The 20,973-nt window shown below is 37.0% G+C and carries 16 protein-coding genes and 1 riboswitch; of the genes, 2 read left to right on the top strand and 14 right to left on the bottom strand.

Going from position 1 to position 20,973, the window contains the following annotated elements:
- Window positions 1–701 precede the first annotated feature (701 nt).
- From NFR27_RS00860 to dapF, 5 genes are all read right to left on the bottom strand, one after another.
- A complete protein-coding gene (locus NFR27_RS00860; protein ID WP_251441540.1) occupies window positions 702–1,838 on the bottom strand; it encodes a DUF2827 family protein in 1,137 nt (378 codons plus the stop codon).
- Between the two features lie 274 nt (window positions 1,839–2,112).
- A complete protein-coding gene (locus tag NFR27_RS00855) occupies window positions 2,113–2,583 on the bottom strand; it encodes a pyridoxamine 5'-phosphate oxidase family protein (RefSeq protein WP_251441539.1) in 471 nt (156 codons plus the stop codon).
- A 9-nt stretch (window positions 2,584–2,592) separates the two neighbouring features.
- Window positions 2,593–2,853, bottom strand: a complete 261-nt coding sequence (locus NFR27_RS00850; protein ID WP_251441538.1) for an HPr family phosphocarrier protein — start codon at window positions 2,851–2,853, stop codon at window positions 2,593–2,595.
- A 273-nt stretch (window positions 2,854–3,126) separates the two neighbouring features.
- Window positions 3,127–4,866, bottom strand: a complete 1,740-nt coding sequence (ptsP, locus tag NFR27_RS00845; protein WP_251441537.1) for a phosphoenolpyruvate--protein phosphotransferase — start codon at window positions 4,864–4,866, stop codon at window positions 3,127–3,129.
- A gap of 44 nt (window positions 4,867–4,910) precedes the next feature.
- A complete protein-coding gene (dapF, locus tag NFR27_RS00840; protein WP_251441536.1) occupies window positions 4,911–5,741 on the bottom strand; it encodes a diaminopimelate epimerase in 831 nt (276 codons plus the stop codon).
- Between the two features lie 882 nt (window positions 5,742–6,623).
- On the opposite strand from dapF, the gene NFR27_RS00835 reads away from it, so the two are divergent.
- Window positions 6,624–8,246: an L-lactate permease gene (locus NFR27_RS00835; protein ID WP_251441535.1), complete on the top strand. Its 1,623-nt coding sequence runs from the start codon at window positions 6,624–6,626 to the stop codon at window positions 8,244–8,246.
- Between the two features lie 180 nt (window positions 8,247–8,426).
- Here NFR27_RS00835 and NFR27_RS00830 read toward each other — a convergent pair whose 3' ends face one another.
- On the bottom strand, window positions 8,427–9,017 hold the full coding sequence (locus NFR27_RS00830; RefSeq protein ID WP_251441534.1) for a 2-thiouracil desulfurase family protein: 591 nt from the start codon (window positions 9,015–9,017) through the stop codon (window positions 8,427–8,429).
- A gap of 63 nt (window positions 9,018–9,080) precedes the next feature.
- Window positions 9,081–9,989, bottom strand: a complete 909-nt coding sequence (locus NFR27_RS00825) for an EamA family transporter (protein ID WP_251441532.1) — start codon at window positions 9,987–9,989, stop codon at window positions 9,081–9,083.
- A 147-nt stretch (window positions 9,990–10,136) separates the two neighbouring features.
- Between NFR27_RS00825 and NFR27_RS00820 the strand changes: the two genes are divergently transcribed.
- Window positions 10,137–10,646: a GNAT family N-acetyltransferase gene (locus tag NFR27_RS00820; protein ID WP_251441531.1), complete on the top strand. Its 510-nt coding sequence runs from the start codon at window positions 10,137–10,139 to the stop codon at window positions 10,644–10,646.
- 137 nt (window positions 10,647–10,783) lie between these two features.
- Here the strand turns inward: NFR27_RS00820 and fic are convergent, their stop codons facing one another.
- The 7 genes from fic to NFR27_RS00785 all read right to left on the bottom strand — a co-directional run bounded on the left by fic (window position 10,784) and on the right by NFR27_RS00785 (window position 20,971).
- Window positions 10,784–11,386, bottom strand: coding sequence for a protein adenylyltransferase Fic (gene fic / locus NFR27_RS00815; protein ID WP_251441530.1), 603 nt, complete (start codon window positions 11,384–11,386; stop codon window positions 10,784–10,786).
- Between the two features lie 214 nt (window positions 11,387–11,600).
- Entirely contained in the window at window positions 11,601–13,136 is a 1,536-nt protein-coding gene (gene guaA / locus NFR27_RS00810; RefSeq protein ID WP_251441529.1) for a glutamine-hydrolyzing GMP synthase, read from the bottom strand.
- Window positions 13,137–13,302: 166 nt separating this feature from the next.
- On the bottom strand, window positions 13,303–13,881 hold the full coding sequence (locus tag NFR27_RS00805) for an NYN domain-containing protein (RefSeq protein WP_251441528.1): 579 nt from the start codon (window positions 13,879–13,881) through the stop codon (window positions 13,303–13,305).
- Window positions 13,882–14,267: 386 nt separating this feature from the next.
- Window positions 14,268–15,617 carry a phosphomethylpyrimidine synthase ThiC gene (thiC, locus tag NFR27_RS00800; protein WP_251441527.1) on the bottom strand — a complete coding sequence of 450 codons (1,350 nt, stop codon included), beginning with the start codon at window positions 15,615–15,617 and terminating at the stop codon, window positions 14,268–14,270.
- Between the two features lie 97 nt (window positions 15,618–15,714).
- A riboswitch (TPP riboswitch) is annotated at window positions 15,715–15,816 on the bottom strand.
- Between the two features lie 131 nt (window positions 15,817–15,947).
- Entirely contained in the window at window positions 15,948–18,458 is a 2,511-nt protein-coding gene (locus NFR27_RS00795; RefSeq protein ID WP_251441526.1) for a beta strand repeat-containing protein, read from the bottom strand.
- Window positions 18,459–19,010: 552 nt separating this feature from the next.
- Complete coding sequence (locus NFR27_RS00790) at window positions 19,011–20,165, bottom strand: ABC transporter substrate-binding protein (protein WP_251441525.1); 1,155 nt, start codon at window positions 20,163–20,165, stop codon at window positions 19,011–19,013.
- On the bottom strand, window positions 20,162–20,971 hold the full coding sequence (locus NFR27_RS00785; RefSeq protein WP_251441524.1) for an ABC transporter ATP-binding protein: 810 nt from the start codon (window positions 20,969–20,971) through the stop codon (window positions 20,162–20,164). The genes NFR27_RS00790 and NFR27_RS00785 overlap by 4 nt, the downstream gene beginning before the upstream one ends.
- Window positions 20,972–20,973 lie beyond the last annotated feature (2 nt).

Below are 20,973 nucleotides of genomic sequence, written 5' to 3'. Positions count from 1 at the left end.
CTCGATAAAATATGCATCATAACAATACATCACCGGTATTGATTATGTTAGCTATGCGACTATTTACTAAAAGTATATTGTTAATAAAAACTGAAGTCAATATAAGCAATTCATCTTAACAAACCATTCATTAATTAATATTTTTAATAAAATCATCGCAAATAATTAGCTTCATTTTCTATTTATCATTTTTCAAACTTTCTCTTCATAATCAAATCGATATATAATCTATCTTTATCGTTTTATTTTCTATTTTTCATGAAAAACAATCTTTTTTATGCCATTTCTATCATCATTTATAAATTACACAATTCGTTTACTTTTAACACATTTCCATAAACTAGGTTCATAATTTGCTCACCACTTTTTTGCATGAACTTATTTTATTTTAATGATAACTAAACTTCACACAACTTTATGCGCAACACGAAGACACCGTTATAACCTAGATTATAACGGTGTCTTTTACATTTAATATTGACAATATCCATTTTTAAAAATAAATAAACGGTATTCACATTTTACGATTATTAACTAAAAAAATCAATTTTATAGCAAAATTAACTCTTCATATTTTGAAAATTAACACTTCATTTAATTAAATAATATATTAAGACTTTATTTAGTAAATCATTAACTATCAAGAAATTGAACAGTCTCCTCATTTACAATATATATTGACCTAATTATGGAGTTCTTGCTCACGCTTCAAGTAATTCTTGCAATAATGCTCTATGCGCCATTACTACTTCAGTGTTATATGGCGATAACGTTTCAAGAAAAGCTTTATTCTTTGCCTCATGCAACTCAAACAACTCATCATAATGATTAATTACATCAAGCAAAACTTCAGCCCCTTTATATGCATCAAAACCAGGATAATAGAAACCCACCCCTGCTTCTTGCAGAATTTCAGAATTATGCACTAATGGATAATTACCGTACAAGGCCTCATAATATGCATAATTTAAACCCAATTGCCATTGGTAAGACAACACAATATCAGTATACCTCGACAAAAAGTAAGGCATTAAATGACGACTTTCTACAGTCATTATATTTTCCTTAACTAACTGAGTATAACCAATAAATTTGTGAAAACCACTCACATCCTTTAGATGATATGTATTACATAAATATACATGTGCTAAAGCTGTTTTGTCTTCTTTGTACGCTGCTTCTGCAATTAAAACAGGCATATAACAATTTTTTACCACAGACGTGTTAGGCTCAAATACAGATACCCGTCGACCTTTCTTAGTCTTATCAGGGTTATAGCCAAAAGCTAAACCTTCTTGTAGCTGCGCCACTTGTCGGTCAAAGAAAAAAGAATTCCAAATATGTGGCACTTTATACACCTTTGTGCCCGTCATAATACTCAAATAATCTCTATTTGATTCATACACTTGAGGAATAAGCCAAGCTTGATCATAAGTAGTCCCATTAAAAGCTCGACCACCATCTTTACCTACAAGGAACTTCTCCATATCCCAAATAAAATCATTCCCCATACGATAGGTAACAATTTTTGCGCCATACTTTCTAAATTCTTTTTCATAAAAAGGCTCCAACGTCAATGTACCTTCAATAAGTATATCTGTCGTTTTTACAACATCTTCATAAGGATAAACCTCAATCCCCATAGCATCTACTTCTAACTCTTTTGGCAACGTCTTTAAATCATTGCCCCAAAACACAAAATACACATCTTCAACTTCGGGAATTTGCATCAATGTTTCTCGAAGAAAATACATATTTTGCCCTGCTCCATTAGACCAAATATGTTTATAGGAGTCTCCCCAAAAAAAAGTAATCCCTATGTGTAAACCAGATTTCATACATTCCAACCTTTCTAACAATTACCCACTACATTGCGAATCTCATATTATTTACTTATAACTTATGGCGCTTATGGTTCATAGACTTCTAATCACTAGTTAGCCTTATTCAATGCAGCCAGTCGTCCTCATTATTGCACGAATACTATATCATATTTTAGATGATAAATATGTGAAATATTCTCATCTATATTCACTGATTAATACAATAAAAAAGACTGCAATAAAGCTCAAACTACGCAACTTTATCACAGTCATCATAAACTACCCTTATTTAATTATGTTCTTTGCAGGTCATTGATTCGCAAACAAGTTTCAATACAGCTGTATTCTTCACAGCTGCTATAGGCATCTCCCAATCCGCTTTATGCGTATAATGCTTCATAATCATTTGCAACGCTTTTACTTTCTCTATTTCATCTTCGACAAACGAAACTTGACCGTCTCCAATAATACTAAAAAAAGTAGAAGAATAACCACAAGCAACCGCTGCTGGTATTACCTCATAGCCACCATCTAACTCAAAACCTACATAACCATTTGTTTTTAGTAAATTAATCTTTTTACCTTCTGAGGCACCATGACAATAGAATACATAGCGCCCATCCTCCCGTTCATAACCAAAATGAAGGGGCACAATGTAAATTCGCTTCTCATCATGAATACCTAAACGAATAATTTGACAGGCTTCTATAATTTCTTCAATGCGCTGCTCTGAGGTAACGGCTCTATCACTTCGTCGCATTTTAAACACCTAGTCTTGATGAGAAGTTAAAAACTCTGCTAATTTCTCAACTGCCTCTGCTTCATCAGGACCATCAGCCGTTAATACCACTTCAGTCCCTTTCGTAGCACCTAATGTCAATACAGTTAAAATTGATTTTGCATCCGCTTTCTTTTCACCAACTGCAATAGTAATTTTAGATGCAAATTTAGCAGCTAACTGCGTAAAAAGCGTAGCAGGACGTGCATGTAAACCCGATTCATTTGTAATAACTACTGTTTTTTCAGTCATAACGAATACCTTCCTTTATAAAAAATGCCCTCAATGCGATTCATACATACTCAACGTAGACATTGCTTAGCCTTGCTTAAAAGCTAAAAACAACCTAATCTACTATACTCTATATCTTATAAAACTTTGCCTATTATAGCAAGAAAATTTTAATGCGTAGCCTTAGATATACCATGACTTAACGACAAATAATAGACCTAAGTATTCTAAGAGTATATATACTAATACTATATGCATCCATATTATATAATGCATCCATATTACATACACCAACTATAAGGCAAGACCTTTTTCAGCCAATACCCCCTGTGCATAAGTCATAATCTCACTGGCCGTGCTCATAGTGAGCACTTTTTGTACTACTGCCTCACATTCAGCAACAGTTACTGAACGAATAATATTTTTTATAACGGGGATGGCCGAAGCACTCATGCTAAATTCGTCAAGACCGAGGCCTATCAAAATCATAGTAGCCACTGGATCGCCCGCCATTTCACCACACATACCAGTAATCTTGTTAACGTCATGACTAGCTTCAATAGTATGTTTAATCAAACGCAAGACTGCCGGATGAAGTGGCTGATATAAATGACCAATTGATTCATTCATTCTATCTACCGCTAATGTATATTGGCACAAATCATTAGTACCAATACTAAAAAAATCGACATAAGGAGCGAATAAATCGGCACTTACAGCAACGGCTGGAATTTCCACCATAATCCCCACTTGAATATCTTCATTAAAGGCAATACCCTCAGATCGCAACTCCTCTTTAGCTGTTTCAAGCACGGCATTAGCTGCTTTCACTTCTTCAACAGCAGCAATCATCGGATACATGATTTGAATATCACCAAATGCACTCGCCCGCAAAATCGCACGCAACTGCGTTTTAAACACATCCGTATTTGCTAAACTAATGCGAATTGCTCGAAAGCCTAAGAAAGGATTCATTTCATGAGGTAATTGTAAGCATTTTAATTCTTTATCGCCCCCAATATCCATGGTGCGAATAATGACTGGCTTGCCATGTAATGCTTCAGCTGCCTCTTTATACGCTTCAAATTGTTCCTCTTCGGTTGGCAATGTATCATGCTTCATATATAAAAATTCGGTGCGGAATAAACCAATCCCCTCTGCTCCCATCTGACAAGCATGAGTAACATCTTGAGCCTTGCCAATATTACCAAATAATAGAATTTCTTTGCCATCCTTAGTAACAGCAGGCAATGCAGCCGACTCTTTTAAACATTGCAACTGTTCACGATACTGAATTGCTTCCTTCGTATAGATGTCAAAGTCTGCGTCAGAGACAGAAAGCAACACTTCTCCTTCAGTTCCTTTTACAACGGCCTTTTCGCCACTTTGTAAAGCAGAAATATCACCTAAGCCCATAACAGCAGGAATTTCTAAAGTACGCGCCATAATGGCAGCATGACTTGTAGGGCCACCACTAGCTGTTACTAAACCTTTCACAATCTGCTTATCCAACGAAGCTGTATCAGAAGGCGTCAAATCCTCAGCTACAAGAATAACTTCCCCCGTTAAGTGGGCAAGCCCTCGTGGATTCATGCCTAACAAATTACGGAGCAAACGGTCACCAATATCTTTTATATCAGCCCCACGCTCACGCATATAAGGATCATCCATGGCTAAAAACATATCAGCAAAGGTATTAATAGATTGTTCGGTAGCAGCTGCCGCGGACTGCAAGCCATCTGTAACGAGCGCTTTTATACCATCTGATAAAGAAGGGTCTTGAACAATTAAGGTATGTGCTTCAAAAATTGCCGCTTCCTCATCGCCCATGGTTTCACGAGCTTGTTCCTTAATCGCTTCTAACTGCGCTACCGTTGTCGCTAACGCTGTTTCAAAGGCAGTTAATTCACTCCCTACCTCTTCTTCCGTAATCATGCGCTTAGGAATTATAATCGGCTCTTGTTTATATACATAAATTGTGCCAGTACCTATACCACGAGCCCCTGAAATTCCTTTAAGTGTTACTTGCTCCATATCGTTCCTCCAGCATCTTACACGCCTCTATGCCCCACATCTATTTAAATTGCCAATTCAGCCTCAAATACTTCAGCTGCAGGTCCTGTCATAAATACAGTCCCATCATCTGCATACTGAATATGTAAAGTGCCTAAATATACTTCAACAGCTACCTCTCGCCCAGTAAAACCATTTTCATGTGCCATTACAACACTGCTACAACAGCCAGTCCCACAAGCTAAGGTTGCGCCAGCCCCACGTTCCCAAGTACGCACTTTAATATGACTATCATCCACTATTTGTACAAAATTAACATTCGTACCTTGTGGAAATAGAGGGTGTTTTTCAATAGCCGGCCCTAAAGTCGTTAACGGCACTTTAGTAACATCTTCTACAAATACTTCTGTATGAGGCACCCCTAATAACATAGAACTTACCTCATAATTTTGCCCTGCCACTTCAATCGTAAAGTTTTTAACTATTGGTAACTCTGCTTTCATAGGAATATCTTTAGCTGCAAAACTTGGTTTTCCCATATTTACTGTCACCTGTTCAACATGGCCGTCTTTAACATGCAAAGTAGGCTCCATAATTCCAGCTAAAGTCTCAATAGTAAAAGTTTCTTTGAAAACAATCCCTCGTTCATACACATATTTAGCAAAGCAACGAATGCCATTGCCACACATCTCAGCTTCACTACCGTCTGCATTAATAATACGCATCCGCGTATCTGCCACATCAGAAGGAACTACTACAATTAAACCATCGCCACCAATTCCGGTCTGCCGATGACATAAACGTTTAGCTAACTCTGTATAATCTTTATTGGCCCCCGCTTCATCAGTGAAGAATATAAAATCATTTCCAAGGCCATGCATCTTTGTCAATTTCATAGGTTAACTCCTGTCGAACAAATACTTAAAATTTTTTATTACATAATTTTATTAGCATACATAATTAAATGCATATATAACTAAACAATAAATTAACTCTGTAAAAATATATGAAAAATATATAAAATACAACTTTACTAAATTTTACCCAATTATTGAAAAGAATTTACCTTAAAAGAACTAGTAAATCTTTAAGTAAGCATTGAATATATAATGTATTACGCTTATTATATCATATTTAAATCCACATCATGTATGCAAAACGCTCATAAACAATCACTTTCAAACAAATTTAATCATATAAAAATCATTTACGATACGTAACAATTAATAAAAAAGTCTTTTTCTAATGACCTTTTGGCATTCTTATGCAGACGTTATAACTAATCTGAATAGTGCAGTATTCCAATTCTTTGATTTCTATGCTATACTGACAGTATCCTAATCTGACAAACTTTCTATAGAGTGTATTCAATTCGGAGGAAATGGCCTACGCTTGTCCCCAACTATTAATAAAGTAGTGCTTTATTACTTTTTAAAGTACGCTTTATCTATAGGCCCCTTAGACTTGTCTATGCTCTTATCTTTTAGTATTTAGAAGGAGGTCCCACAGTTCTAGTAGTATCATAAACACATAAAATAATTTTATGCAGGCTATAACGGCCTCCTTTCAACATAGGTGCTTTAATAAATAAGCCCTTTGCTCAATTATTTTTTTACCATTTGTCATTATTTTAATTTGTAGATACCCAAGCATTTAGGAATATATTTCATGAATGCAAAATAAGAGAATGAAGTATCTATTATCATCATTGTAAAGAAGTTATTGTGAAGAACTTGAAGTAAGTTTGTATTCTGTATCGTGAGAGGATGATTTCACAAATGTTGACTACATTTTTAGCATTATTGCCAATTCTTTGGCTTATTGTAGCCTTAGCCATTCTTAAAATGCCTGCCTGGAAAGCTTGTTCCATTGCAGCGATTGGCTCCTTTATTATTGCCATTACGCACTTTGAAAAAGCGGCTGGCATCATGTTCTCTGGCGCCTTAGAAGGTGTTGCCCTTGCTGTATGGCCTATCTTGCTTGTTATTACAGCCGCTATTTTTACTTATAATTTAGTAGTACACACTAAAGCAATGGATACTATCAAAATGATGCTATCCTCTGTAACATCAGATATGCGTATCTTAGCCTTGTTATTAGCTTGGGGCTTCGGTGCTTTCATGGAAGGTATGGCTGGTTTTGGTACTGCCGTAGCAATTCCAGCAGCTATGATGGTGGCTGTAGGTTTTGACCCATTAAAATCTATCTTAGCCTGCCTTGTAGCAAACTCTGTACCAACTACATTTGGTTCTATCGCCATTCCAACAACAACATTGGCATCATTAACAAACCTTGATCCAATTCATCTTGGTACATTTATTTCTTCCCAATTATTTATTCTTAACATAATCGCACCATTCTTCGTAGTAGGTATTATTGGTGGCGGTTTCAAAGCTTTAAAAGGCGTATTCACTATCACGCTATTATCAGGTCTTGCCTTAGCGGTACCTGAATTACTTATCAACGTAGCTGCTGGTCCAGAATTATCCGTTATGGCTTCTTCCGTTATTATCATGGGTGTCATTATCTTAGGTGCAAAATTCTTACCAACCAATGACCCTCAATACCAATTTGAAGCAACAACACATAAAGTAACAGGCAAAGAAGGTTTCATCGCTGCTTTACCATTTATCTTAATCGTTATTTTATTAATCTTAACATCTAAATTAGTACCTGCTATTAACGGCCCACTTGCTAGTATTAAAACAGCTGTGCCAATCTATCAAGGGGAAGGTGCTAAACCATATACCTTCGTATGGGTAGCCACACCAGGTATCATGATTTTCATTGCAGCCTTCCTTGGTGGCGCTGTTCAAAAATCTGGTTTTGGTGAAATGTTAGGCGTTCTTGGTAAAACAGTTTCTAACTTGAAATTTACCTACCTCACTATCATCACAGTAGTAGTAACTGCCAAATTAATGACTTACTCTGGTATGACAGCAGATATTGCTAGCGCCTTAGTATCGGCTACCGGTTCTTTATATCCAGCGTTCGCTCCATTAGTTGGTGCCCTTGGCGCCTTCTTAACTGGTTCTGGTACCAATGCAAACGTATTATTTGGACCATTGCAATTAGCCGCTGCTCACGACTTAAATCCAAACTATGCAGAGCTTCCATTATGGTTAGCTGCTATTAACTCTGGCGCTGCTGGTATTGGTAAAATGTTCTCCCCTCAAAGTATCGCCATTGCTATCGGTGCTGTAGCACCTGCATTGGATGCTTACATTGAAAGCAACAAAATAGACAGCACTAAAGCAAATCAATTACGTGAAAGCATTAAAGCAAATGTAATCATGGTGTCCGTATTAAAATACTTCTTGATTTTCATCATCGCTAACGGTGCTATTTCCTATTTTGGACATAACTTTATTGAACATATTCAAGTTCTATTGTTTAAATAAAAGTTAGCATACGTAACTTAATATGTGTAACTTAATATGTGTAACTTAATATATGCAAGGAATTTAATATATATGAGTTCACGTAAAGCCCCCGTATAAACGGGGGCTTTTTTATAATTTATTCCACTTTTAATTTTACTTTTATTTCAGAATTAATCTCTCTCTTACAGACTTACATGCCTAAATGCCCAAATCTTCTACATCAATTACTTCAATACCATGCTCTTTTAATAAAGAAGCAAATATACCTGAACCAGCTATGCGTGTGCCTGAAAAAGTACCATCATAAATTTCGTTCACGCCACAAGAAGGACTGCGAGATTGTAAGATTGCTACATCAATGTTTTCCGCCAAGGCAATCTCTAATGCTTTCAAAGCGCCCTCTCTAAAAGCCTTGTCTACAGAATGACCATCTCGTGTTAAAACTTCACCATTCACAATTTCAGCTGGCGTACGAGGCGTAGGCAAACCGCCTAACACTTCAGGACAAACTGGAATAATTTCTACAGGCGTATAAATACTTGAGTCTAAATCTGAACTTGTAATTGTATCTATGCTTGTATCTATACCTGTATCTACACCAGTATCGCCCTCCGTAGCAATACGTGCCATAGTTTTACTAATCACGTTACTATCTATAGATCCCTTATCATAAGACTTAGCCATTGATCGTACTTGCTCAATATAACGAGCTAATGTTTCACTATAATTATGACCGCCGTTATATTTACACGTTTCACCTAGCAAACAAGCACTACACAATATCTTCATAGCCAGTCTCCCTATTGCCAAGACATAATATACAAGGTCTCATATTTTTAAATAAACACTCTACTAAGAATGGCGTTTCACAAATATATTAGCAAAATTGGTAATCATCAATCCTATAATGATGATTGCGCCACCAAGCCACTGAATTAAGGATAACGTTTCGCCCAATACAAACTGTGCTGTCATCAGCCCAACTACAGGAACTAATAATGACAAAGGAGCCACCTTATGAGCCAAATACTTTGCTAATAACATACTCCACAAACCATATCCCATAATCGTCGCTAGAAAAGCAAGATATAATACTGAAAAAATAGCCGCTCCAGAAAGGCTCTCATACGTCAATAAAGCTAACTGTTCACGTTCTAAATAAAATGATGCGACTAACATAGGAATTGGTGGAATCAAACTCGACCATACCACCAAACTTAACATATTTAACGGTTTATTTTCTGTAGACGCAAGCATAGATAATTTACGCACTACAATATTAGACAATCCCCAAAAAGCGGCGCCTAACAAAGTCAATAAAAAAGCGCCTACAGGAATGTGAATGCTATCAGCAAGGCCCGTAACACCACTTATACATACTAGCCCTATAGCAGCTACAACTAAGCCTAATATTTGACTCCTCTTAATATGTTCTTTAAAAATAATGGCCGTAAACAATATAGTAAAAAATGCTTGTGCCTGTAATACTACAGAAGCTACACCGGCTGGCATTCCTACATGAATGGCATAAAATAAGCACGAAAATTGTCCAACTCCAACAAATAGCCCATAAGCTAAAAGCCAGCTTAACTTAACATTAGGACGTTTCACAAATAAAATGGCGGGAAACGCAGCAAATATATATCGCAAAGCCACTAAAAGTAAAGGTGGTATCTCACTTACACCCCATTTTATAACCGCAAAATTAAAGCCCCATACAAGAATAACCGACAACGCTAAGACTATATCGCGTAATTTCATTATATAAACTCAAGTCCCTTCCTAATAGCTATTATATAGCTACATATACTATCTATGATATCCAGTGGCATATAGCCATTTATAATAAATTCAATTATACTAATTATAACATAACTAATAAATTCAACTATTATAAGGCGGTGTATAATGATTATTCGACAAGAAAAGCCCTCTGACTATGAAACAGTCTATCAGCTTATCATTGAGGCTTTCAAAGAAGCAGAACACAGCGATGGCAATGAACAAAATTTAGTAGTTGCATTACGTCAAAGTCAATCCTTTGAGCCTAAACTATCTTTAGTTGCTGAAATCAACAATATAATTGTCGGCCATATTCTATTTACTAAAGTGGAAGTCGGGAAAAAAGTAGCGCTTGCCCTTGCGCCATTATCTATATTACCTGACTATCAAAAGCGAGGAATTGGCTTAGCCCTAATAAAAGAAGGTCATACTATTGCCAAACAACTGGGCTATACCTACATTATTGTCTTAGGCCATCCCCAATATTATCCTAAAGCAGGCTATCAACTTGCTAAAAACTATAATCTCAAAGCACCTTTCGAAATCCTAGACGAATACTTTATGGCTATTAAGCTTGATTCACAAGCAGAACCTATAGAAGGAATTGTAACATACGATCCTGTATTCAATATTTAAAATCAAAAACAATAATACATCCTCTATAGAACATTCTTCTACACATTTAGTGCCAAAAGAAGACCATACATCTTTCGTAGTAACCATTGTTGCATAGCACCGCAGGGACCGAGGAAGATATATGGTCTTTTTATTAATCACAACTCTTCAGTTTTATATGTCATATAGCCTTCGTAATAATAACTAGCATCTAATCCCTTAAAAAAAGTGCCCTTACTCAAATCATCTGTCAACGCTTGTTGCAATAAATATTTTAATTCACCAGTCGCAACATGACTGCGAATCATAGCCTGTAAATATTCATCTTTATCTACCTGATTCCAATCTATAATTTTTCCTAATTTAGAGCGCAACATAGCATCAAGCCATAATCGAGTCGATCGACCATTCCCCTCTCTAAATGGATGGGCCACATTCATATCTGAATACTTATCTATAATCTGATCAAATGTCTCATGTGGCAATTTATCGATATAATCTAGGGATTGTTGTAAAAAAATACGTGGTGCAAACTGAAAGCCATCCTTAGCAATATTTACATCACGTATTTCACCAGCAAACTCATAAATATCTTCAAAAAGCGTTCTATGAATATCTGCTAAACCTTTAAACGTCCCTATTTCAAAAGAAAATAGACGGCCCGTTTCAAAAAGCATCTTAGCCTTTTGCTTACTAATACGTTCCTCTTCACGTCGGAATTCCATACTATTTTCTAAACCTAATTTATTATGTAATACCATTAGCAACTCCTTGAACTAACGTTACATCCCTATAATGTTTTCTTCAATCCCACTCAATCAATTCATACATTAATTATATCATATAATGAGCTAAAATTAGTTTCTTCCCTCACCCTCTTACATACAGAAAAAGACCATACATCTTTCGTAGTGACCATTGTTGCGTAGCAACGCAGGAAACGAGGAGGATGTATGGTCTTTTTATTATTTTATCTTATTCCCACTCAATCGTAGCTGGTGGTTTAGAAGTAATATCATACACGATACGGTTAATATGTTGTACTTCATTTACAATACGAACCGAGATTTTATCAAGCACGTCATATGGAATGCGAGCCCAATCGGCTGTCATAAAGTCCGTAGTGGTTACACCACGAAGTGCCAAGGTGTAATCATACGTACGGAAGTCACCCATAACACCAACAGTACGTGTGCTAGTAAGCACAGCGAAGTACTGATTAATGGAGCGATCAAGTTTTGCATTAGCAATTTCTTCACGGAAAATAGCATCCGCATCACGAAGAATATCTAACTTTTCACGAGTAATTTCACCCATTACGCGAATCGCCAAGCCAGGACCTGGGAATGGTTGACGCCATACAAGATAATCAGCTAAACCAAGCTCAGCTCCCAATTCACGAACTTCATCTTTAAATAAGTTGCGAAGTGGTTCAATAAGGCCTTTAAAATCAACAACAGCTGGCAAACCGCCAACATTATGATGACTTTTAATAACCGCTGCATCACCAGCACCAGATTCAATTACGTCAGGATAAATTGTACCTTGTGCTAAGAAATCAACAGACCCAATTTTTCGGCCTTCATCTTCGAATACACGAATAAATTCTTCGCCGATAATTTTACGTTTTTGTTCTGGTTCTTCAACGCCAGCTAAACGGCCAAGGAAACGATCTGCCGCATCTACACGAATAAAATGCATACCAGAGTCTTTGAAAGCTGCTTCTACTTCATCACCTTCATTTTTACGCATTAAACCATGATCAACAAAGATACAAGTTAATTGCTCACCCACAGCTTTAGAAATAAGAGCAGCTGCAACGGAGCTATCTACACCGCCAGATAAAGCTAATAATACTTTGCCGTCACCCACTTTGTTACGGATTTCTTCAATCGCTACTTTGGCATAATTAGCCATTGTCCACTCACCATGGCAACCACACACTTCAAATAGGAAGTTATGAATCATTTCCTTGCCATGCTCACTGTGAAGTACTTCTGGATGATATTGCATAGCATACAACTTACGTTCTGTATTCTGCATCGCTGCTACTGGACAGTTAGCTGTATGACCTACAATTTCAAAACCTTCTGGTACAGAGGCTACATAATCTACGTGACTCATCCACACAATTTCATTTTCACTAAGCCCTTTGAAAAGTGGAGAATCAGTCTTTACTGTTACAGGGGTTTTCCCAAATTCACGAGCTTCAGCGGATTTAACTTCGCCCCCTAATGTATGCGCCATCAATTGCATACCATAGCAAAGACCAAGTACAGGAATACCTAATTCAAATACTTCTTTTTCAATGCGTGGCGAATTTTCTTCATACACGCTATTAGGACCACCTGTAAAAATAACGCCCATTGGATTCAATTCTTTGATTTTAGCCACTGCTTTATCGTACGGATACACTTCGCAGTATACGTGATTTTCACGAACACGACGGGCAATCAGCTGATTATACTGGCCGCCAAAATCAACAACAATGACAAGCTCTTTCTGGTTCATTATACCCTCCATTAATGCAACAGTAATTATTAACTTACTTTTTAATCAGTTTATCAAAACACTCGTTACAATCAAGCTTCGCCACTCAATTATAAGAGGTCTATTTCTGCAACGATGACTAAAAAGTGCTATTACATATTTTACATTTTATTATACCATATAAAGCCTACTTTTCTCCATTTTTCCAAATACAACTTTTTAGCCCATCAATATGTTCATGTAAATCTTCATTAATAGGATTCCACAATGAATCTAAAATAAAATCAATGCCTTCCCGCCTAGCTAATTTTGCAGCAGGTACAAAATCACTATCACCTGCAATCAAAACAATTTTATCAACCTGCCGTTTATATGCTAAAGAAGCTATATCTATACCTAATTTCATATCAACGCCCTTTTGCCCAATTGACAAATATACATCTTTCTCCGTTATATCTTCTATGCCTATAGACCCGTTCAATAGTTTTTTAGTTATCTTTGGTTTTAAATTATAAACAATATCATTCTCACTTAATCGACCTAAACGCAAAGCTACTTTACGTCTAGTTTTTAATTCTTTTATAAACTCTGTCATCCATTTATATTGTTCGGACTCTTTTAATCTAATAACAGTTTTTGTTAATGGATTATATACTTCTTTCTCACTAGGTGGGCAATCGTAGTAAAAAATCCTATATAAAGAAAAACTATCATATTTTTCTGCTCGAATATGACGTTTACAGTATTCAATAAAAAAAATCGACACTTCGTTTAGGTGTGTCGAAATCTTTTAAAGCATGTATTCTTTTTTGGTAAAATCCACCATCTACTAAAATTGCAATCCGCTTTTCCATAATTCCCTCTACAAAAAAAGCCCTAAGCTTCAGCATTTCCCTCATAGTGGGATGCCTACAACTAAGGGCACTATTTAATAATAATATAGCATAACACAATAGGAATGTAAAGATAGATAAAACATATAAGCGCAACCTAGCATGCAATATATCAATCTCACTTTCATCCCTAACATATTATTTATTATAACTAAAAAACTAACACATAACCCTAATAAAAGTATAGTCCTCTCAAAATATTTAGTCAAACCTCACCCTAAAAAAGAAACTTTGTAAAAATTAGCCCATCCACCGAATACTACCGAATCGACACATCTTCACCTGCTAAAATATGTTTCATCGTTCGAGCAGGGCACATTTTACCACACATCGTACAGGTTCCTTCGCACTCTGGCTTACTTGATTCATAGTAGCGACGTGCCTTTTCAGGATCAATAGCCAGTTTAATCATAGTATCAAAATCTACTTCAGCACGAGCTTTACTCATAGCATCATCCCAAGCCTGTGCGCCTGGAATGCCTTTTGCCAAATCGGCTGCATGAGCGGCAATACGCGTAGCAACAATACCTTCTTTTACATCGTCAATCGTTGGTAAACGCAAATGTTCCGCTGGTGTCACATAGCATAAGAAGTCAGCCCCACAAGATCCGGCAATAGCCCCACCAATGGCACTCGTAATATGGTCATAACCAGGTGCAATATCTGTCACTAATGGACCAAGTACATAAAATGGCGCTCCATGGCAAAGGCGTTTTTCTAATGTCATATTAGCCGCGATTTCATTAAGCACCATATGCCCTGGCCCTTCAATCATTACCTGTACATTATGCGCCCACGCCCGTTTTGTCAATTCGCCTAACGTGATTAATTCTTCAATTTGAGCCGCATCCGTCGCATCGTGCGTACAGCCTGGCCGACAAGCATCGCCTAGACTTAACGTAACATCATAAGTTTCACAAATTTCTAGTAAGCGGTCATAGTATTCATAAAATGGATTTTCCTGATTATTCATTTCCATCCAAGCAAAGAGCAAGGAGCCCCCACGTGACACAATATTTGTCAAACGAGGATTATCTTTAATCCGTTGCGCTGTTTTACGATTCATCCCACAATGAATGGTCATAAAATCTACGCCGTCCTTCGCATGCTGTTCCACCACTGAAAAGAACTCATCTACCGTAATATCTTTTAAGTCTTTATCTAACATACCAACTGCATCATACATAGGTACAGTGCCAATCATAGCGGTAGACATATCAATCAATTTACGACGAAACTCCTGCGTCTTACCAAAATTGGATAAGTCCATAATGGCTTCTGCTTTCATCGCAATGGCATTGCGTACTTTTTCTAATTCTTCCTCTATATTATTATGCTCCGGTGAAACGCCAAGATTCACATTAATTTTAGTACGACAACGTTCACCTACCGCTTCAGGCGATAAACTTTTGTAATGTTTATTAGCAGGAATGGCCACTTTCCCTGAGGCTAACAAGGCCATTACATCCTCTAGGCGCAGTTGTTCTTTAGCGGCTACCACCTCCATCTGAGGCGTCACAATACCCTTGCGAGCCGCATCCATTTGCGTGGTATAGCTACCTTGCTTTACTACTGTCGTGTTTTTACATTGATTATCTTGCTGTTTCATCGAGAGGCCTCCTACATAGGTCTAAATATAACGAATGACTGTCTAAAACACGCAAAAAAGCAAAAATAAAAAGCTCATCCACGTGGATGAGCTTATGAAACGTCCTGTACAGCTTTCCTACGTCGGCATTATCCGAATCAGGTCAAGGGTCAAGTGTTCAAGCACTTTTCTCAGCCTACAGGCTCCCCTAGCTTTTTTGTGTATTTTCTTTATTATAGTACAGGCTCGTTGATAATACAATGAAAATTTACAAAATGACCTCTCTCAAATTATTTATAATTTAACTCATGATAAACTCCTATATTTCAAATTTAACACTACTAATATTTACTATTTAACAGAAATCACATTGCCATAGACATCACGTTCAACTTGATCATTAGATTCATCATTGATACGCACGCGTTCAATTTTATCTTTACTATTAGCTTCACCAGAAATATGATCAATACGAATTCTACTTTCTCCCTCATTAGAAGCAGCTAATGCTGGCGTATTACTGATAATACCTAGCAACTGATTAACTTTCGCATCTAATTCATTAACTTTATCACGCAAGTTTTGATTATCTAGTTTTAAATCAATAATTTCTTGTGCCATAGCCACCCGAGATCTAGATACTCCACTAGACTGTCCAACTTTAAAGGATAAACTAGCATTAAACATGTTTTCACCATTACCCATAGAACTAGCCACTCCCAACAAAGTATCTTCATTAGGTTGATAATATGCTCCTAGTGCAACTGCATCTGAATTTTTGTAATTACCATAACCTACAGCAAATGACCATTTATCATCAGCATTAAAACCAAGTGGATGTAACCCCGCTAAAGCAGCTGCCCCTGCACCAACTTTATCAATCTTACGATTCAAGTGATTATAATTACCCGATAAATTAGTAACTTTTTGATTTGTTTCATATAATTGATCCCCTGTTACCGCATCAGTAGATCCTTTACTAATATCTCCCGGTTTAATATTGGTAATCGATGTACCTCCCATATCAATACCATTATCATTAATAGTAGGACCATTTTCAATTTTTAATCCGCTATTATTAATGACTGTCTCACCAATTGTTATACTGCCATCTTTCCCTAAATCAATATCTTTTGCTAAACGAAGTTGTAATTGTTTATCACTACTTACTACACCAATATTATTCGCAGTAGCTAATTCGGACGCACCACCTACTATCGATAACGATTCTCCCATTTTAACATTAGTAATACTACCTACATCACCTTTAAAATTGAGACCTGTATTCACTGCATCCGAAATACCATTCACAATACCGCTTACATCTACGCTATAATTCTTAGAAGTATCATTCTGAATAAAATCAATTGACTTTGTAGCTGAATTATAACTGCCTCCAGTTGTATACGTATTACTATCAGTAATATTGTTAATAGATTCATTAATAGAATTAGCTACAGCGTAAAGCTGGCTACCATTTATAGCATCTGTAGAATCTTTACTTACTAATCCCGCTGCTACATTTTGAATCCGTCTCGTTCCTTCCCCTTCGCCCGTATTTGTACTACCAACAGAAACGACGCCAGCAATATTATCGCCTCCAGCAAAGCTTAAATTTTGTCCATTTATGGTATCACTTGTATATACGTCAATCCCTTTTGTTGTACTCCCACTAACTACATATGCTGATTTACTACCAAGAAATACTGAGTTATCTAATGTATTTTTGATATTATTGCCTAATACAAAAGTACTATTAGTAGATATCTGATTACTATTACCAATCGCATAGCTTTCACGGCCCGATACAGAAGTTACACCATAAGTACCTATACCAAATACACCAGACTTTTCAGCAGTACTTTCTAACTTATTATAAGAACCTACTACTAATCCATATTTAGCATCATTTGTAATTCCATGACCTAAACCTAAACCAAATTGCTTGGTTATCCTCGAGTTAGAGCCTATAGCAACTACATTGCTGGCAACTACAGCATTATTTTGGAAATGACCAATAATAACACTCTTATCTCCACCGGCATTATTTCCCGCTTGTGTACCCATAACAATAGAATTAGTAAGTGCTGTACCTTTATTATTAGTATTAGCATCTATGCCTGCGTTAGCACCTGCAACTGTACCTAGAATAATATTTCCAGCTCCATTAATGTTTCTCCCTGCACGAACACCAAGAGCTACATTGGATGCCCCTTCTGATCCCTCTAAAGCACCACTACCTAATGCTACATTACCACCTTTTGAATATACAGAACTAATAATTGGGCTTCCTGTCCAGCTTTTACTCTCTCTCAAAGCATTAAGACCAATTGCTATATTGTGACTATCTGTATTTTTTGTTTGCGCCGTATGTGTATTAGCCCAACGACCAAGAGAGATGTTCTCTTCACCACCTAAATACTGTCCCACTTCTGAACCAAAAGCAAAATTATAATATCCAGTTGTTCCTACACCGGCTTGTAAACCAACTGATACATTATTTTGATTTAGTGCTTCAGCTCCATCACCCATCGCAATAGCATTAGCTTTTATTACCTTAGCATTTCTACCTATAGCAATACCATTTAATGGATTATCAGCATTAGCAGCTGTACCAGTACCTTGAACCGTAGCATTCAACCCAATAGCAATAGCGCTGGATAAATTAGGCGTTTTCCCATCAGTTCCTTTTGCAACAGCCCCCTTGCCAATTGCCACATCCCCAGCTGAGTTAGTTTCTGAACTCTCTCCAATAGCTACACCATTTCCTACCCCCTCTGTGTTAGTGGCGCCCCACACATTACCACTAATCATAGTTACACTAAGGCTTAATAATAATAATTTCTTAGATACACCGTTCATAAATAATCTCCTTCTAACTTATACAACATCTTACACAATTAACATACAGCACTTAATCTCATAGGCAAACTCTCCCTGACTAATTGTCATTCTCACCATAGGACTTAACTATGTCTCTATAATTATATTTTACTCTCAATTATCAATTAAATTAATCAATATTTTTTTATAAAATATTTTTGAATTATTTTTCATTTTTCAAAATGCTTATAAACAACCATATTTACCAGATAATTATTCTACCCCCCCCGGAATTTTTTCACCTTTATCTAATTTTTATATAACACTACACCTTCTAAAATGTTTTTAATAACTTCATATCATAAACTAGATTTTTTCATATTAATTTTGTTTTAATTTCATAATCAAATCTTTATGTATTTAATCCTAATTTCCCAATATCAACTTCAATAAAAAAACAGTTTGTCTTTATGTTATAAATTCATAAAGACAAACTGTTTTACATAAATTTGCTAATAGTTTTTTTAATCTTACCCCAAAACCTACCGCATCAAATCTATACACTCTTAGCGTAATATCATAGCAAAATCTTTATTCAACTGTCATAAAATACCTATGCAAATCCTCAATAGCCCGCTCTTTCGCAATAATACCATGAGCATTCCAAATAACGGGATTTACATTTAAAATGTGCCCTGCCTTAACAGCCGGAATGGTTTGCCACAGAGGGTCGTCTTGCAACTCTTCATACCGTTTTTGAGCCGCTTCATTATTGCCACTACTACTTGGCCCATAGCCACTGGACACAATGAGATACTGCGCTTTTAATTCTAGTAACATTTCAAGGGATACTACATTGGTATCACCTGAATCTTGCGCAACCGCCATTGGATCTGGCGTTAAATGAAGTAACTCATACATGAAACGATTAATATCATTGGTCGAATACGGGTAGAGGCGCACTTCTTTTTTCAAGATACGAAGTAAGGCTACGGGGCTATTACCAATGCGGCCCTTTATATCCATGCGGGCTTGTTTTACTCGGTCATAATACAGTTGCAAACGTGCGTTTGCTTGTTCTTCCCGATGTAAAATTTTTCCCAACGCTAACAGCGTTACCTCTGTATCTTGCAGTCGTAAAGCCGCTACGGGCGCAATTTTACTCAAAGCCACATAAGCATTACGGTCAAATGAATCACGTAAGAGAATTAAATCTGGTTTCAGTGCTTGCACTTGTTCCAAATTAATGGCTTTAATATTTTCATTAATACTAATCGGCACCACGCCGTTAGCCGTCAATTCATCATGTAGATAAAACGTAGGTGGATTATACGCGCCCACCATAGGCGCCCCTAAGGCTACCATAGGGTCTTCCAGACGAATCACAACAACTCGTTTTGCCTCTTTAGGAATCACCGTCGTGCCATATTTATGCTTTAAAATAAGTTGACCATTCGTTTCTGTAAATAAAGCATTTGTCCGTTGTATTACGCCTTCATACCGAGCCGTCAACTCCGCATCAATCGCCTCTGCCGTATCACTTCGGGGTACATCCGCTGGAAATAATGGTTTCGCTGTCTGAGCAGTTGTCATTAAACTAGGTGTAATCGACCAAGACGTAATCGCCCCGCAACCAGCGAGTATAGTCGTAGTCACGATACCTAAAAGGAGCATCACCGCTAGTCTAGGTAGCCGTAGCAGTCTAGTTAGCACTGTCAATATCTCCTTCATTAGCCCACTTTTCATAGGCTACCTCCCACATTTTGTGGAATACAGAAGGGCAACTTCGTCAAAAGATCCTTCATAATCATCGCTGTAATACCGAATACATCAGCTAACATTTCAGCCGTAAATACCTCTGTCGGCGGCCCTTGAAACCGTACTTCGCCCGCCTTCATAGCAATAATATGGTCTGCAAAACGAGCAGCTTGATTTAATTCATGTAATACCATAATAACAGTTTTACCATACGTCTTATTCAACTCAGCAACTAATTGCAACACTTCTAACTGGTGAGCAATATCTAAGAAACTGGTAGGTTCATCTAAAAAGAGAATCTCTGTATCTTGTGCCACGGCCATAGCTATCCACGCACGCTGTCGTTGTCCACCGGATAAATGATGAAGGGGACGTTCCGCCAAGTCCTCTAAATGAGTGACTGCTAAGGCCCAATTAATAATGTCCCTGTCTTCCCGATTCATCCGTGTAAAAACACCATTTTTATAAGGGGCCCGTCCATAGGCTAACAACTCTTTTATAGTTAACCCATGGGGAGCCATCGGATGTTGTGGTAAAATAGCAATTTTCTTAGCCAAGGTTTTCGTATTTTCTTCGTGAACCGATTGTCCATCCAAATATACCTTGCCACTCATAGGCGTTATGATGCGACAAATCGTTTTTAATAACGTGGATTTGCCACAACCATTGGCCCCGATTAAAGCCGTCACTTTGCCACGGGGAATGGTAAGGTTTAAGTTATCGATAATTACAGTTTTATCATACCCTGTGCGGAGCGACTCAATCTGTATATCTGTTTTCATTGTTTCACTCATAC

The organism is Veillonella intestinalis (assembly GCF_943192895.1).
In the GTDB taxonomy this organism is placed as follows: domain Bacteria; phylum Bacillota; class Negativicutes; order Veillonellales; family Veillonellaceae; genus Veillonella_A; species Veillonella_A intestinalis.
This window is presented reverse-complemented; position numbering and strand designations above follow the sequence as displayed.